Origin of the sequence: Nocardia cyriacigeorgica GUH-2 (assembly GCF_000284035.1) — a bacterium.
Lineage (GTDB): Bacteria > Actinomycetota > Actinomycetes > Mycobacteriales > Mycobacteriaceae > Nocardia > Nocardia cyriacigeorgica_B.
In genome coordinates this window covers 1,632,568-1,647,959 of sequence record NC_016887.1, presented here as the reverse complement: position 1 = coordinate 1,647,959, position 15,392 = coordinate 1,632,568, and the positions used below count along the sequence as shown (strand labels likewise).

At 69.1% G+C, this 15,392-nt stretch carries 13 protein-coding genes; 3 read left to right on the top strand and 10 right to left on the bottom strand.

Annotated elements, in window-relative coordinates:
* Window positions 1-6: 6 nt before the first annotated feature.
* The 7 genes from NOCYR_RS07410 to NOCYR_RS30875 all read right to left on the bottom strand — a co-directional run bounded on the left by NOCYR_RS07410 (window position 7) and on the right by NOCYR_RS30875 (window position 6,660).
* Window positions 7-1,017, bottom strand: coding sequence for an AurF N-oxygenase family protein (locus tag NOCYR_RS07410; RefSeq protein ID WP_014349736.1), 1,011 nt, complete (start codon window positions 1,015-1,017; stop codon window positions 7-9).
* A 145-nt stretch (window positions 1,018-1,162) separates the two neighbouring features.
* Window positions 1,163-2,287 (bottom strand): Hsp70 family protein, encoded by a 1,125-nt coding sequence (locus tag NOCYR_RS07405; protein WP_081505334.1) that lies wholly within the window; start codon window positions 2,285-2,287, stop codon window positions 1,163-1,165.
* A 274-nt stretch (window positions 2,288-2,561) separates the two neighbouring features.
* Window positions 2,562-3,557: a sulfate/molybdate ABC transporter ATP-binding protein gene (locus NOCYR_RS07400; RefSeq protein WP_014349734.1), complete on the bottom strand. Its 996-nt coding sequence runs from the start codon at window positions 3,555-3,557 to the stop codon at window positions 2,562-2,564.
* Between the two features lie 49 nt (window positions 3,558-3,606).
* Window positions 3,607-4,413 (bottom strand): sulfate ABC transporter permease subunit CysW, encoded by an 807-nt coding sequence (gene cysW, locus NOCYR_RS07395; protein ID WP_014349733.1) that lies wholly within the window; start codon window positions 4,411-4,413, stop codon window positions 3,607-3,609.
* A 49-nt stretch (window positions 4,414-4,462) separates the two neighbouring features.
* A complete protein-coding gene (cysT, locus tag NOCYR_RS07390) occupies window positions 4,463-5,260 on the bottom strand; it encodes a sulfate ABC transporter permease subunit CysT (protein WP_228781075.1) in 798 nt (265 codons plus the stop codon).
* 96 nt (window positions 5,261-5,356) lie between these two features.
* The gene (locus tag NOCYR_RS07385; RefSeq protein ID WP_014349731.1) at window positions 5,357-6,403 is read right to left on the bottom strand and encodes a sulfate ABC transporter substrate-binding protein; all 1,047 of its coding nucleotides are present in this window, start codon (window positions 6,401-6,403) and stop codon (window positions 5,357-5,359) included.
* A gap of 167 nt (window positions 6,404-6,570) precedes the next feature.
* On the bottom strand, window positions 6,571-6,660 hold the full coding sequence (locus NOCYR_RS30875; protein ID WP_324192512.1) for an Ms4533A family Cys-rich leader peptide: 90 nt from the start codon (window positions 6,658-6,660) through the stop codon (window positions 6,571-6,573).
* Between the two features lie 69 nt (window positions 6,661-6,729).
* Here NOCYR_RS30875 and NOCYR_RS07380 point away from each other — a divergent pair, with 69 nt between their 5' ends.
* Window positions 6,730-7,797 carry a M48 family metallopeptidase gene (locus tag NOCYR_RS07380; RefSeq protein ID WP_014349730.1) on the top strand — a complete coding sequence of 356 codons (1,068 nt, stop codon included), beginning with the start codon at window positions 6,730-6,732 and terminating at the stop codon, window positions 7,795-7,797.
* A 66-nt stretch (window positions 7,798-7,863) separates the two neighbouring features.
* On the opposite strand, the gene NOCYR_RS07375 is transcribed toward NOCYR_RS07380, so the two are convergent.
* Entirely contained in the window at window positions 7,864-8,142 is a 279-nt protein-coding gene (locus NOCYR_RS07375; RefSeq protein ID WP_048833979.1) for a hypothetical protein, read from the bottom strand.
* 95 nt (window positions 8,143-8,237) lie between these two features.
* Here NOCYR_RS07375 and NOCYR_RS07370 point away from each other — a divergent pair, with 95 nt between their 5' ends.
* Together NOCYR_RS07370 and NOCYR_RS07365 are read left to right on the top strand one after the other, a co-directional pair.
* The gene (locus tag NOCYR_RS07370; protein WP_014349728.1) at window positions 8,238-8,894 is read left to right on the top strand and encodes a class I SAM-dependent methyltransferase; all 657 of its coding nucleotides are present in this window, start codon (window positions 8,238-8,240) and stop codon (window positions 8,892-8,894) included.
* 81 nt (window positions 8,895-8,975) lie between these two features.
* A complete protein-coding gene (locus tag NOCYR_RS07365) occupies window positions 8,976-10,946 on the top strand; it encodes a glycoside hydrolase family 15 protein (protein ID WP_014349727.1) in 1,971 nt (656 codons plus the stop codon).
* 24 nt (window positions 10,947-10,970) lie between these two features.
* On the opposite strand, the gene NOCYR_RS07360 is transcribed toward NOCYR_RS07365, so the two are convergent.
* A complete protein-coding gene (locus tag NOCYR_RS07360) occupies window positions 10,971-12,776 on the bottom strand; it encodes a dynamin family protein (RefSeq protein WP_014349726.1) in 1,806 nt (601 codons plus the stop codon).
* A gap of 108 nt (window positions 12,777-12,884) precedes the next feature.
* Window positions 12,885-15,206, bottom strand: coding sequence for a hypothetical protein (locus tag NOCYR_RS30025; protein WP_014349725.1), 2,322 nt, complete (start codon window positions 15,204-15,206; stop codon window positions 12,885-12,887).
* Window positions 15,207-15,392: the final 186 nt, after the last annotated feature.

Here is a 15,392-nt window from a genome sequence, read left to right as displayed (position 1 = left end):
GTGACCTCAGGCCGCCTTGCCGACCACGCGCAGCGGCTCGGAACGGTAGCGGGTCGAGTGACCGTCGATACCGAGCAGCTTCCACACGCGCTTGGAGACCGGGTTCATCAGGCCCAGCTCCTTGGCCAGCGAACGGACATCGGCGAAGTAGTCGCTGAAGACCTGCTTGGCTTCCTTGGAGCCGTAGAACAGCTCCTTACGCACCGAATCCGGAATGCCGAACTCGTCGAAGAACTTGCGCGGCGGGGTGGCGATGGAGCGGCCGAGGATCCACATGATGATCGGCATGGCCAGCGAGAGCACGAAGCGGTTGGCCGCATTGCCCTCGGGCACATGTTGCTTGAGGAACTCGTGCGCGAAGGAGATGTGGCGGGCCTCTTCGGCGACGTGAATCGCCATGACACCGCGCATGATCGGGTGCACTTCCTCGCCCGAGCGCAGGATGTCCTTCTGGATGTGGTCGATCGGCTCCTCGCCGGCGAGCACGGCCATGAAGAACAGATTCGGGGTCAGCACCGCGACCGGAACGGCCAGGTGGCGCAGCTGACGCACCAGCGGGCCCATGCCCGGCACATCGATGCCGATGCGGTTGACCATCTCCTGGAACATCAGGGTGTGGTTGTGCTCCTCGATCATCTCGTGGGAGCAGTAGCGGAACTCCGGCGAGCCGTTGGGCAGGCCGAAGACATGCTGCATCATGCCGCTGATGAGGATGGCCTCGAACTGGAGACCGACCTTGGCCACGTTGGCCTGGCGGTACTTGCCAACCGCGATCTTCTGCTCGTCCGAGAGCGCCAGGTACCACGGGTGGCGGCCGAGCGGATCGGCGGACTGGGGCAGGATCCAGCGCTCGGGCTTGGTGTCGGCGTCGAAGTCCGGGTTCTCCCAGTCGATGTCTTCGAAGGGATCGAAGTGCCGGTTCACCGAGCCCTCCGACAGCAGCAGCAGCTTCTGGGCGTACTCCTGGGCCTGCGCGACCACCGGGTCGGTGTCGGGTGTCGTGGTGGCTGCGGACATCGTCGTCACTGCCTCTCGGTCGGGAATACCTATTACTGTTCCCAATAGTTACATCAACCGAGAGTCACGTCAACATGGGCTGGTCCGGGCGGCGGGTCGGATTCCGAGGACACATCCGGGTCGCCGCCCGGCGCCTGCCTCGCCGCTACCCCACTCCGAGCTGGGACAGCGCCGCGAAGACCGCATCACCCGGCACCGCGAGCGTCAGCCCGACGGCACCCGCGCAGACCGCCGCCGCAGCCGCCACGCGCGCAGCCCGGCGGCCGCCTCGCCGGGAAAAACCCCAGGGTCGAGTTCCGCTGACCCGAGTTGCCGGCTCCGAAGACAAGGCCGCGCGGCGGGCCAGCAGCGCGGCGCCGGTGGCGATGGTGCGCTCCGGATCGGGCGCGGTGACGACCGGCCGCGCCAGTTCGTCCCCCAGCACCCGCGCCACCTCGGCAGGACGGGCGGCACCACCGACGACCAGCACCCGGTCGACGTCGGCCATGGTCACATCGGCCAGCCGCAGACAGCGGTAGACCAGCTCCAGCGAGTCGCGGACATGCTCGCCGCGCAGCTCACTCGCGCGATCCTGAACCAGCGGGCTCGACGGCCCGGCCGTATCGCCGTCGGCGCCGTGGACGGCCCGCGCGGTCATCAATGCCCCGAAGGCCCGCCCGCCGAAATCGCGCGAGCGCAGGGTGCCGAGCACCGGATTGTCCGGGCAGCCGGCCCCGACGCGCACCAGCGTGACGTCCAGGCTCGCGCCGCCCAGGTCGTAGACCAGGGCCAGCCCGGGCATGAGCGGGCCGTGCTCGGCCTCCAGCCATGCGGCGGCGGCGACCGGTTCGGCCACCAGCGCCACCCGTTCCAGTCCGGCGGCGTCCAACGCGGTGCGTAGTGCGCCGACCTGTTCGTCGCTGTAGCCCACCGGGTGGGCCAGCGTGATGCCCGCATCGCCCGCGCCCGGTTCGTCGCGCAATTCCGTGATCAGACAGTCGGCCACGACGGCCACCAGATCGGCCGGGGTCAGCGTGCGATTGCCGATCCGGGCGGCGACGGCGCCACGCTGGGTGAGATCGGCGAATTCGGTGACCACCCGGCCGTGCCGGGGGATGACGCCGAGGCGGGCCGTGCCCGTGCTGTCGAAGGCGAGGGTGGTGCGGTGCGTGCGGGCCGGTGGCCGGGCGGCCCGGCGCCGGCGGCCGGGCGGCGCCTTCACCGAATCATCCTGTGCTACTGCCGAAACCGTGTTCACCGTGCCGATGCTCAATCCGAGACCAAACGCCATCGAAATCCACCTGATCGCCGAGCGGACATGCTTCGAACGACCATCAGGCAATCATTCCGCGATCGGCCTGCCAACCACCGGACATCAGGTTGTCCGCCATCGCCTCTCCCCCGCACCGGGAAAACGGCTCGCCTGCGACGCTCTCACCAGCCCAGTCGCGGAGTTCATGCCGACGGGCCGTCATCCACCCGGAGGCGGAGCGGACACGCCGAGTGCCCTGATCCGGTTTGCCGATCGGACACTGCCCGGCGCTACGCCGAACACCGAGATGCGCTCAGCTGGTGGGCAATTCCGGGATGCGAGTGGCACGGGCGTAGACGGTCTCGCCCTCCGACAGCCGCAGCGCCTCGGCGTCACCGCGGGTCACCTGCGCCGCGAACAGATCGCCGGTGGCGGCATTGCGCATCTCCACCCGCACCTCGAACCCGAGATGCACCACCCGCTCCACCGTGGCCCGGGTGACCCCGGCCGATTCCGCGGTGCCCTCGTGCTCGGCCAGCGCCATGCTCGGATCGCGGCCCACCCGAATGTCGTGCGGGCGCACCAGATGACCGTTGAGCCGGGCCACCGCGCCGAGGAAGGACATGACGAACTCGTTGGCGGGCCGGTCGTAGACGTCTTCGGGTGTACCGATCTGCTCGATGCGCCCGGCGTTCATCACCGCGATCCGGTCGGCCACATCCAGGGCCTCTTCCTGATCGTGGGTCACCAGCACGGTGGTCACGTGCACCTCGTCGTGCAGCCGGCGCAGCCAGGTCCGCAGATCGGCGCGGACCTTGGCGTCGAGCGCGCCGAACGGCTCGTCCAGCAGCAGCACCTGCGGGTCGACGGCCAGCGCGCGGGCCAGGGCCATGCGCTGACGCTGACCACCCGACAGCTGCGCCGGATACCGGTGCTGGAAACCGTCGAGGCCGACGATGCCGAGCAGCTCGTCGACCCGCTTGGCGATCTCGGCCTTGGGCCGCTTGCGGATCTTGAGCCCGAAGGCCACGTTGTCGCGCACGGTCATGTGCTTGAAGGCGGCGTAGTGCTGGAAGACGAAGCCGATATCGCGCTTCTGCGGCGGCACCCGGGTGACGTCGCGGTCGGAGATCACCACCACGCCCGAGTCCAGCGTCTCCAGGCCGGCGATCGAGCGCAGCAGCGTCGACTTACCGGAGCCGGATGGGCCGAGCAGCGCGGTCAGCTCACCGGAGGGGATGTCGATGCTGACGTCGTCCAGCGCGGCGAACGAGCCGTAGTTCTTACGCGCGTTGGTCACGGTAATCATTGGTTGCCTCCGGCAGTCGACAGGTGTGCCCTGCGCACGGCAGTGCCGATCATTTGGTGCCCCGTTTGCGTTCGAGCAGGGTCATCAGCAGCAGGGTGACCAGGGCAATGCCCATGAGCAGGGTGGCGGCGCAGTAGGCACCGAAGGTGTTGTGGTCGTCGATGTAGCGCGAATGCACCAGCAGCGTCAGCGTCTGCGAGACACCGGGGAAGCCCGACGACACCATGATCACCGCGCCGAATTCGCCGAGTGAGCGCGCGACGGTCAGCACGATGCCGTAGGTCAGGCCCCAGCGGATGGCCGGGACCGTGATCCGCCAGAACGTCTGCCAGCCGGAGGCGCCCAGGGTGGCGGCGGCCTGCTCTTGATCGTTGCCGATCTCGTGCAGCACCGGTTCGACCTCGCGCACCACATACGGCAATGTCACGAAGATGGTGGCGATGACCATGCCGGGCAGCCCGAAGATCACCCGGAAACCCAGCGACTCGACTCCGCCGAACCATCCGCCCGAACCCCACAGCAGGATCAGCGCCACACCGACCACGACCGGTGAGACCGCGAACGGCAGGTCCACCAGGCCCTGAAGCAGACCGCGGCCGGGGAATCGGCCGCGTACCAGCGCGATCGCGGTGATCACACCGAACACCACGTTCAACGGCACCACGATGGCGACGATGATCATCGACAGGTTGAACGCCGAAATCGCGGCGGGCGTACTGATCCAGTCGATGAACGCGCCGATGCCGTCACCGAAGGCCCGGGTCAGGATCACCCCGAGCGGCAGTACCAGCAGGACGAACAGGTATCCCAGGGCGATGACCCGCATCGACAATCTGGTCGGCGTCGACAGCTTCACCGCGACTCCTGCCGCGTCGCGTCCCGGACGATCCGGCGCACAGCAGACATCACGACTCCTCTTCTTTGCGCGACATCCGCGCCACGAACAAGCGCAGCGTGAGCAGCGTGACGAAGGCGATGGCCAGCAATGCAACCGAGACCGCGGCGGCGCTCACCGGCTGATCGACCTCGATCTGCTGCTGAATGTATTGGGAGGCCATCTGGGTCTCGCGCGGAATATTGCCGCCGATCAGCACGACCGAACCGAACTCGCCGATGGCGCGGGCGAAGGCCAGCCCGCCGCCGCTGATGATCGCCGGGGCGAGCGCGGGCAGCACGATCCGGCGGAAGGTGGTGAAGTTGTCCGCGCCCAGCGACAGCGCGGCCTGTTCCACCTCCCGGTCCAGCTCGATGAGCACCGGCTGCACCGAGCGCACCACGAACGGCAGCGTCACGAACGCCAGCGCGACCACCAGTCCGGGCTGGGTGGCGTTGAGGTGGATATTGAACGGACTCTGCGGGCCGTACAGCGACAGCAGCACGATGCTGGCAACGATCGTCGGCAGCGCGAAGGGCAGATCGATGAGCGCGTTGACGATGCCCTTGCCGGGGAAATCGTCGCGCACCAGGACCCACGCGATCAGCGTGCCCATCACGACGTTGATCAGGGCGACGACGATGGAGACGAGCACCGTCACCCGCAGCGAGGCCAACGCGACCGGCGCGGTGATCGCGTCCCAGAAACCCGACCAGCCGTCGTCGAAGGCGTTGACGGTGAGGGCGGCCAGCGGCAGCAGGACGATCACGCTCAGCCACAGCACCGCGGTGGCGATGCCGAGCGGGCCGACCGACCCGGTGACGCGCAGCCACGACCAGTTCGGCCCGGTGCGCGCCGGTGCGGCGGCGCTGTTGTTGCTGTCAGTCACAGTTGTCCAGTTTCTCGTGTGTGCCGCGTCACCGGACTATTTGGTGGCCGAGTCGTAGATGACGGCGATCGTGCCGCTGCCCGGAGCGAACAGCTCGCGGTCGACCGCGTCCCAGCCACCGAGGTCGTCGATGGTCCGCAATGTCCGCGGCTGCGGGAAGTCGGCGGCGAATTCGGCGGCGACCCCGGGATCGACCGGGCGGAATCCCGATTCGGCCCAGGCGCGCTGCGCCGGGGTGGTGTAGATGAAGTCGCGAAACGCCAGCGCCTTCTCCTGGTTGGCGCTGCTGTTCAGCACCGCGACCGGGTTGTCGATGCGGAAGGTGTCCTCGGGGATGACGTGTTCGACCGGGTCACCGTGCCGTTCGGCGAACAGGGCCTCGTTCTCGTAGCTGATCAGCACATCGCCGGTGCCCTGGAGGAAGGTCTCGGTGGCTTCCCGGCCCGATTTGGGCTGGACCCGCACATGCTCGGGCGAGATGAGCCGGCTCAGGTAGTCCAATCCGGCCTGCGGGTTCTTACCGCCGTCGCTCTTGGCCGCGTACGGGGCGAGCAGATTCCATTTCGCCGAACCGGAACTGAACGGATTCGGCGTGACCACCTCGACGCCGGGCTTCACCAGATCGTCCCAGGTCCGGATGTTCTTCGGGTTGCCCTCGCGGACGACGAGGACGACGACCGAACCGAAGGGCACCCCCTTGGTGGCACCGGCGTTCCAGTCGGCGTCGACCAGGCCGGCGTCGACCAGCCGGGTGATGTCGGGCGCCAGGGAGAAGGCCACCAGGTCCGCGGCCGCGCCGTCGGCGACCTTGCGCGATTGATCACCGGAGGCGCCGTAGGACTGGCGGACCTGGACCCCCTCGCCGGCCTCGGTCTTGTTGAATTCGTCCACCACCGCTTCCACGCCCGGCTTGACCGCGGAGTAGGCGTAGAGATCGATTCGCCCGCCGGACCCGTCCGCGACGCTGCCGTCGATGCTGTCGCTGGGTCCTCCGGCGCATCCGGTGAGCACCACAGCCGTGAGCGCCACCGCGCTCGCCGCGAGGCGGTATCCGCGGGCACGGAGCCGGCTGAAGCGTGGCATGGTGACCTTTCTGGGCGTCGCCGGGGCGACTGCGCGCGGCGACTCGAGGACAACTGGGCTGATGGAAAGACTATCCGGGTTCGACATGAGCCCGCCCGAGGGCGGCTGACCGAGCGATCCAGGCCACAGCGCGATCCGCTCGCACCGGGCGCCGACCCGGCAATCCCCTACCGACAGTGAATATCCGCGACGACGAGGCACCCCACCGCGATCAACGCCAATTCATGGCGGACCTGCGGCACAACACTCGACGACACCCGGCAGACTGTAGCAGAGCACTCGAAGCGATTCGAATCACCGAATCCGAGATCTACGGGGGTAACACCATGACGACCAGCCCAGACCGGCTGCGCACCCGACTGCCCGAAATCAGCACGCGCGCCTGGGAACATCCCGCCGATCGGACCGCGCTGGTGGCGTTGCGTTCGCTCGGCGGATTCGATCTGGTCCTGCGCACCATGTCGGGGCTGCTGCGCGAACGGCAGTACCGGCTCATGTATCTGGCGACCGCAGTCCGGGTGGGTGAACGGCAGTTCCGTTACCTGCACCAGCTGCGTCAGGACTGCGTCGAGATCCTCGATGCGCCCACCACGCCGGAACTGTTCGTGGTGCAGAGCCCGGAGGTGAACGCCTTCACCATCGGGATGGACAAGCCGTTCATCGTGCTGACCACCGGACTGGTCGATCTGCTCGACCACGAGGAGATGCGCTTCACCCTCGGTCACGAGCTCGGCCATGCGATGTCCGGGCACGCGGTCTATCGCACGATGCTGATGCATCTGCTGCGGATGGCCGACGGGCTGGGGTGGATGCCGATCGGCGGCTGGGCGTTGCGCGCAATCGTCGCCGCGCTGATGGAATGGAGCCGCAAATCCGAACTCTCCGGCGACCGCGCCGGGCTGCTGTGCGGGCAGGACGTGGAGGCGTCGGTGCGGGTGCATATGAAATTGGCCGGCGGCGCGCGGGTCGAGGAGATGAATCACGGGGCGTTCCTGGCCCAGGCCGATGACTACGAGCGCTCCGGTGACCTGCGCGACGGTGTGCTCAAGCTGCTGAATCTGGAGTTGCAGAGCCACCCGTTCTCGGTGCTGCGGGCCGCCGAGCTGCGGCGCTGGATCCAGAGCGGCGACTACGAACGCATCCTCGGCGGCGATTACCCGCGCCGGGCGCACGATAAGAACGCCAAGATCAGCGAGGAGATCAAACAGGCGGCGCGCAGCTACCGCGACACCTTCGACCAGTCCGAGGATCCGCTGATCCGCACGGTGCGCACGATGGGGCGCGATATGGGCGCCGCGGTCAATTCCGTCGGCCAGGAGGTGGGCGGCGCGGTGGCCGATCTCGGCAAACGATTCACCGAGTGGCGGCGCGGTTCGGACTCGGTCAGCGAGTGAAGAACCAGGCCACCAGCACCAGCACGAGCAGGGCGACCAGGGCCAGCTGAACGCGCGAGCGTGGCATCAGCGGGCTCCGCTCTGCGCGTGCTCGCGAGGCTGCACCAGCGGTTCCACGGGTGCTGCCGCCTGGGCCAGCCGGGCCGAACGGTAGCGGCCGGCCCGCATCCGGTGCTGGGCCAGCCCGACCCGGTGCTGAACGACCTTGAGGGCGCGGTCGAGCAGATAGGCGATGGCGAAGCTGATCGGCACCATGCCCACCAGCACCACCAGGAACTGCGGGATGAACGGAAGTCCCGCCACCCACAGTTCGAAGCCGTCCCACCAACCCGCTATGCGATCCACGATCACCAGCCTAATCGACGCCCGGATCCGGCCTCCGTCCTCGCCACGCCGCCACCGTTGACCTCAACCGTGGTTGAGAGTGCACGCTGGAGACCATGACACGAGCCGCGGAATTCTGGAACACCGTCTACGACAACGACACCGCTCCCTGGGTGATCGGCGAGCCGCAGCCGGCGATCGTCGACCTCGAGCGCACCGGCGCGATCCGCGGCCGGGTGCTCGACCCCGGCGCCGGTGCCGGTGAACACACCATTCTGCTGACGAAACTGGGCTATGACGTGCTGGGCGTCGACCTGTCGCCGAGCGCGGTCGACTACGCCCGGCGCAACGCCGCCGCCAAGGGCGTGCCGAACGCACGGTTCGAGGTGGTCGACGTGCTGGCCATCGCCGATCGCGAACCGGGCGATCTCGGTACCTTCGACACCATCGTCGACAGTGCCCTGTTCCACGTATTCGGCGACGATCCGCAGGCCAGGGCCACCTACGTGCGGGGCCTGCGGGCCATCTGCGCACCGGGCGGGCACGTGCACATCCTGGCGCTCTCCGATGCCGAGCCCGGGTTCGGTCCGCGGATCAGCGACTCGATCATCCGGGACGCCTTCGCCGACGGCTGGGAGCTCGAGGACCTGCGTCCGGCCCGGTATCGCGGGCGCAATACCGAGGTCGTCGCCGAAGAGGTCGCCCGGCTCGGGCTGCCGCAGGACGGCCCGATCGATACCGCCGCCTGGCTGGCCCGGATCCGCCGGCTCTGAACCCGGCGCCGCCGGTGGCCGGTCTCGCCGCCACCGGCGGGTGCGGTGGACGCACCCGGACTCGGGGGTGATCATGAGGTTATGGCGACCTCGGACGAGCAGATCCAGCAGACGGCGCATTCCCTCCTCGAATCCCGGCGCCGCTCGAACTTCCCGCCGATCGACGACTACGCCTTCCTGTCCGACTGCGAAACCAATTGCCTGATCGCCAGCAACGGCTCGGTGGAGTGGATGTGTGTGCCGCGGCCGGATTCGCCGAGCGTGTTCGGTGCGATGCTCGACCGCAACGCGGGCCATTTCCGGATCGGCCCGTACGGGCGCAATGTGCCCGCGGCCCGGCGCTACCTGCCCGGCGGCATGATTTTGGAGACCACCTGGCAGACCGCCACCGGCTGGCTGATCGTGCGCGACGCGTTGGTACTCGGGCCGTGGCACAACAACTTTCAGCGCAGCAAGACCCACCGGCGCACGCCGATGGACTGGGATGCCGAGCACATGCTGTTGCGCACCGTGAAATGCGTCAGCGGCACCGTCGAGCTCGAGATGAGCTGCGAACCCTCCTTCGACTACCACCGCGAGACCGCGCAGTGGGAGTACACCGGCAAGGTCTACGAGGAGGCCACCGCGCAGTGCGCCGCCGACCCGAGCGCGGGCCCGACGCTGGTGCTGACCACCGATCTGCGCCTGGGCCTGGAGGGGCGAGAGGCCCGGGCCCGCACCAGGATGGAGGAGGGTGACGAGGTCTACGTCGCCCTGACCTGGTCGGAGCTACCCGCACCGCAGACCTTCGCCGAGGCGGCGCAGAAGATGTGGACCACCGCCGAATGCTGGCGGCAATGGATCACTCTCGGCAAGTTCCCCGATCACCCCTGGCGCAGCTACCTGCAGCGCAGCGCGCTCACCCTCAAGGGCCTGACCTACGCGCCGACCGGCGCACTGATGGCGGCGGCCACCACCTCGCTGCCGGAAACCCCGGGCGGGCAACGCAACTGGGACTACCGCTACAGCTGGGTGCGCGACTCCACCTTCGCGCTGTGGGGCCTCTACACCCTCGGACTCGATCGCGAGGCCGACGACTTCTTCGCCTTCCTCAACGACGTGACCACCGGCTCGGACGGCGAACCCGTTCCGCTGCAAGTGCTCTACGGCATCGGCGGTGAACGCACCCTCACCGAAACCACCCTCGACCACCTGTCCGGATACGACTCGGCGCGGCCGGTGCGCATCGGCAACGGCGCCTACGACCAGGACCAGCACGATATCTGGGGCACCATGCTCGATTCGGTGTACTTGCACGTCAAGTCGCGCCAGCATGTGCCGGAGACGCTGTGGCCGTTGCTGGAACGTCAGGTGGGCGCGGCGATCCGGCACTGGCGCGAACCCGATCGCGGCATCTGGGAGGTGCGCGGCGACCCGCAGCATTTCACCTCCTCCAAGATCATGTGCTGGGTGGCGCTGGACCGCGGCGCGAAACTGGCCGAATTGCACGGTGAGCTGGAGATCGCGGCCCGCTGGTACGAGATCGCCGAGGAGATCAAAGACGATGTGCTCACCCACGGCGTGGACGCCGACGGCGTGCTCACCCAGACCTACGGCGGCTCCACCCTCGACGCCTCGCTGCTGCTGGCGCTGCTGACCCGTTTCCTGCCGCCCGACGACCACCGCATGCGGGCCACGGTGCTCGCCATCGCCGACCGGCTCACCGAAAACGGCCTGGTGCTGCGCTATCGCACCGAGACCACCGACGACGGCCTGACCGGTGCGGAGGGCACTTTCACCATCTGCTCGTTCTGGCTGGTGTCGGCGCTGGTGGAAATCGGTGAACTACCCCGCGCACGGCAGATGTGCGAACGCCTGCTGGGCTATGCCAGCCCGCTGCGGCTCTACGCCGAGGAAATCGAACCACACAGCGGCCGCCACCTCGGCAATTTCCCGCAGGCGTTCACCCATCTGGCGCTGATCAACGCGGTCACCCACGTGATCCGGGCCGAAGAGGCCAGCGAGGCCGGACGTTTCGTGCCCGCCCATACGCCGGCCACGCAGCACGGGTAGGTCAACGGTTGCCCCGCTGCTGGATCAGCCGGCGGGTAGCGAATCGACGCGTTCGCGGATCGACCGCAGCGTCGCCATATCGGCATCGATGCGGTCGAGCCGGTCGCGGCCGCGGTCGCCGTACTTCGCCCCCGCCTCCTCGGCGACCCGCAGCGCCTCATCGGCGCTGCGCAGCACGTCGGTGGCGATATCGGTGAAGTGGTCGCGCAGCGCCCGTTGGGTGGCGCGCAGGCGGTTGCGGGATTCCTTGCCGACCTGGAAGACGACGTCGTCCATCAGCCGCGCCACCGCGACCTTGGCCTCGGCCTGGCGCCGCTGCTTGCGGGCGCGGCGGTCGTCCCACAGGGCGTTGATGCCCAGCAGCACGCCCGCTCCGGCCGAATACCAATTCACCAGCGACATGCCGAGCAGGCTGGTGGCCAGACCGACCATCAGGATGCCGCCGTAGGAACCGCGCAGCGCGGACAGGAACTGCTGGGTGACACTGGTCTTCGCACTTTCCAGCGGCTCCAGCGGAGCCACCTGCTCGAGCACGTCGCCCGGCTTCTCCAACCGCACATCCGGCAGCGGCGGGGCCCGGTGATCGGCCGGGAACTTGGCCGCCACCTGCTCCGACAGCTCCACCGAACGGTAGTGGGCCATCACGAAGTTCTCCTCGACGGCCTCGCAGATGCGGGCGTCGAGATCGGTACCGAATTCGCTCCAGCGCCGGGCCGGATCGGTCTGGGCGATCTCGGCTTCGGCGTCGCGGACGAGGCTGCGCAGGCGGTGGCGCAGGTCGTGTTCGATATCGGCCATCAGCTCGGTGCTGCCGTCGGCGAGGGTGACCTGCCAGTTGGCGGTGCGCTGACGCAGCTGATCGGCCTCGTCGCGGGCGGCGGCCAGCTGCGCGGTGATCTCCGAACGCCGCCGCGGATCCCGCAACGTCTCCGCTTCGGTGCGCAGCGAAGTCGCCAGATGGTCACAGACCAGGCGGATATCGCCCGCCGCGGCGTCGATGGCGACCTCGTCGGCCCGGTTGACCACGAAATCGCGCAGGTGGTCGACCAGCTGCGGCAGCCCCGATTCGATATCGCGCTGGTAGTTGCCCACCAGCCCGGCTTGCCGGTGCATCTCCGCCGACACCGGCGCGACGGCGAAACCGAGTCCGGCGGCGTCGAGCAGATCGCGGTTGCGCTGCTGGGTGTGCGCCCAATGCGGGTGCATGTCGATCTTGTTCAGCACGCAGACCACCGTCGGGCAGATCTGCTGGATGCGCTGCAAGTGCGAGATCTGCTCGGGCGTCAGCTCGGCGGCGGCGTCACCGACATAGAGCACGGCGTCGGCGGCGGCGATCATCGACCAGGTGGTGTTGTCCTCGCGGGCCGCACCGGGCGCGTCCATCAGCACCACGCCCTCGGCCAGCAGTGGGCTGGGCTGGGTGAACTCGGCCCGGATGACGCCCTTGGCGTTGAGCGCGGGCGCCGGGTCGAGCGGGTCGACCGGCTGACGTTCGATCCGACCGCCACCGAGCGAACGCACCAGGGTGGCGGTGGGCTCCGGGCCGTGCTCGATGATGACCGGGACGCTGATCGGGCTGTCGGTGGCGCTGATCTTGGCCCCGACCAGGGCGTTGACCAGGCTGCTCATCCCGCTCTTGGGGTCACCGACCACCACGAGCCGAACCCGCGGATCGCTCACTCTGCCCCGGACCATGCTCAGCCGGCCGCTGAGATCGTCGCGGCCGGCGGACCGGGTCAGCTCCCGCAGTTCGTCGATGATCCGGATGAGCGGGGCCATGGCGTCCGGATTTTTCACGGTCGCGGCCTCGAGTCCGGCTGCGGCAGACAACCCTGCTCCTTACTATCGTCGCTGTCGTCGAAGAATCACTCGCACGCTGTCGGCCTTCATTCGATCATGGCGCCCGCGCGCGCCGTCAACCCGTCCCGGTTCGCCCGGTCACAGCATGGCGGAGTCCACGTGCGCGACCATGTGATGGGTCTGCGCCATGGTGGTCTCCGGCAGCAACGAGCCGCTGAGTTCGCCGCCGGCCAGGCCGTACGGGCTGTGGTCGGTGAACGAGGCCACCGCCAGCAACGCCGGATCGTGGTATCCGGAGTCGTGGTCGGCGATCGGCTTGACCACCTGGGGCTTGACCGTCGGGGCCGGGGTGTTCGGCTGGATGTCGACGGTCGGTGCCTGGGTGGGCGGATCGTAGGTCGGTGCCGTCGGCCGCGGGGCGCTCACCGTCGGAACATCGGCGGTGGGCACGTCGGCAGTGGGGACATCCGCGGTGGGCACGTCGGCAGTGGGCTGGTCCACCGTCGAGGGCAGGTCGGCCGTGGTCGGGGTGTCGACCGTCGGCTGCGGCCGAGTGGTCGGCTCCGGTGCGTCGGTGGTGGGCCGGGTGGTGGCGCCGCCGGTGTTGCCGGGCGTGGTGACGTCGTCGTCGGGGTCGGTCGTGGACGGGCGGGTGCTCGGCTGGCTGCTGCCTGCGCCCGGCGTCTTGGTGATCGGATCGTCGGAGGTCGAGCTGCCCGGGCGGGTGGTGACACTCGCGCCCGGCAACTTGGTGACGCTCACGTCCGGCGTCGACGTGCTCGGGTCCGGCGAGGTGGTCTTGCCCGGCGTGCTCGGGGTCGGCACCGTCGAGGTGACCGTGGTCGTCCCACCGGGAGAGGCGGTGGTGACGGGCGTGAGCTGGGTCGGATCGTCGATACCGGTGCCCGGCGGCGTCGGCCGTTCGGCGGGCATCGAGCGCTCGAAGATCGCCGGCACCGCGGCGGCGGGCGCGGTGAGCGGGGACGGACCCGGCGGCGGAGCGATCACGTTGGCGATCGGCGAGGTCGCGGCATCGGGCTGGATGGTGGTCTGCAACGGCGTCGCCACGACCGGCTGCGCGACCGCGACCGGGGCGACCGGAGCCGGGGCGGGCGGCGGAACGGGAGCGATTGCGGCAGGCGCGACCGGGGCAGGCGCGACCGGGGCAGGTGCAACCGGGGCGGGTGCCGCAGCGGGAGCGACCGGAGCCGAATGCGAAGTGTGCGCCGAGTGCGAAGAGGTGTGCGCCGAATGCGACGCGGCATGCGACGACGATGCCGACTGCGTGGCCGAGGCGCCGGCCGCAGCCGAGCTCGCCTCCCCGGCCTGCGGCATCGTGACGCCGCCGACCAGGCCCTGGTGCGGGCCACCGGCCTCGTCTGTCCCGACACCCGAACGCGAACCGTCCGGCACGCGCATACCGTCGGCGAGCCAGTCGGTGTACTGGTCGAGTTCGTCGCCGACATTGCCGACACCGAAATCGACCTTCATCGCGGTATTGAGGTAGATCCCATCCGGGCCGATGCCGAAGTCGACGCTCAGCTCGGTGCCGAGGAAGACTCCGAGGTTGTCGCCGTTGCCGATGCCGTCGAACGGATCACCCGCGCCGGGCGCGCCGGGCGCGCCGGCCTCCGGCTGAGCAACGGGCGAGGCGCCGGGCAGCGTGAACGGGTTGGAACCAGGCGCGACGAAGCCATTGGTGCCCGGCAGGCCGAAGCCGTGCCCGGCCTGGCCGAGTCCGTGACCGGGCAAGCCGAAACCCTGCCCGCCGGGCTCGATCATTCCGCCCTGCGACCCGCCGGTACCGGGCAGGGTGAGGCCGTTGGATGCCTCGCCGGTGCCGGGGATGCCACCGATTCCGGGGACGCCCTCACCCGAGGCACCGGGAATCCCGCCGAGACCGGGGACGCCGTCGCCCTGTGCGCCGGGAATGCCACCGATACCGGGCACACCCTCACCGGTGGCTCCGGGAATACCGCCGAGCCCCGGCACGCCCTCGCCGGTCGAACCGGGCACCCGCATACCGTCGGATCCGTTGCCGGGCAACGACGGCAGGCCGAAGCCCGCGTCGGTGCCCGCCCCTCCGCTCATGCCGCCGTCCAGTCGCGGCAGCGGCATGGTGACCCAGGGGTCGGCCCCGGGCGCGTCGGCGTCGGGGCCCTGGTCCGCGATCGGGGTGGCCGGGTAGTCGCCGGGCTCCGGATCCGGGAAGGTGAGCACCGGGCTTGGCACATCGGGATCGGGGTCGCTGTTGCGGGCCCACCCGGCATTCCAGCTGTCGAGATGATGGTCGCCGGGCTGGGCCGGAACCCCACCGCCGTTGGCGGCCACCAGTGCGCCGCCGGTTACGTATGCGCCACCCCTTGCTACCCGCGCGACGCCGCTCGCTACACGGTAGGCAGTGTCGCCGCCACGATCGTCGGCCTCGAAATCGCCGTCGAAGGGCAGGTCACGCGTCATACGACAACTCCACTCTCGGGTCTTCCAGCATCCTCACCGCGCCGAACCGACCGAGTGAAGATCAGGTACCACCATATTTGTGCAGAACCCAGCTGTCACATCCTCCGGGACGCTGAAAAAGTTAACAACGCCACGCATATTGCGACAGCCCCCAGTTACCGGGTGGCACCGCCCGCACCAACCGGC

Coding starts and splice junctions, on each gene's coding strand:
- NOCYR_RS07410 (WP_014349736.1), bottom strand. CDS start 1,017: ATGTCCGCAGCCACCACGACACCCGACACCGACCCGGTGGTCGCGCAG.
- NOCYR_RS07405 (WP_081505334.1), bottom strand. CDS start 2,287: ATGGCGTTTGGTCTCGGATTGAGCATCGGCACGGTGAACACGGTTTCG.
- NOCYR_RS07400 (WP_014349734.1), bottom strand. CDS start 3,557: ATGATTACCGTGACCAACGCGCGTAAGAACTACGGCTCGTTCGCCGCG.
- NOCYR_RS07385 (WP_014349731.1), bottom strand. CDS start 6,403: ATGCCACGCTTCAGCCGGCTCCGTGCCCGCGGATACCGCCTCGCGGCG.
- NOCYR_RS07380 (WP_014349730.1), top strand. CDS start 6,730: ATGACGACCAGCCCAGACCGGCTGCGCACCCGACTGCCCGAAATCAGC.
- NOCYR_RS07370 (WP_014349728.1), top strand. CDS start 8,238: ATGACACGAGCCGCGGAATTCTGGAACACCGTCTACGACAACGACACC.
- NOCYR_RS07365 (WP_014349727.1), top strand. CDS start 8,976: ATGGCGACCTCGGACGAGCAGATCCAGCAGACGGCGCATTCCCTCCTC.
- NOCYR_RS30025 (WP_014349725.1), bottom strand. CDS start 15,206: ATGACGCGTGACCTGCCCTTCGACGGCGATTTCGAGGCCGACGATCGT.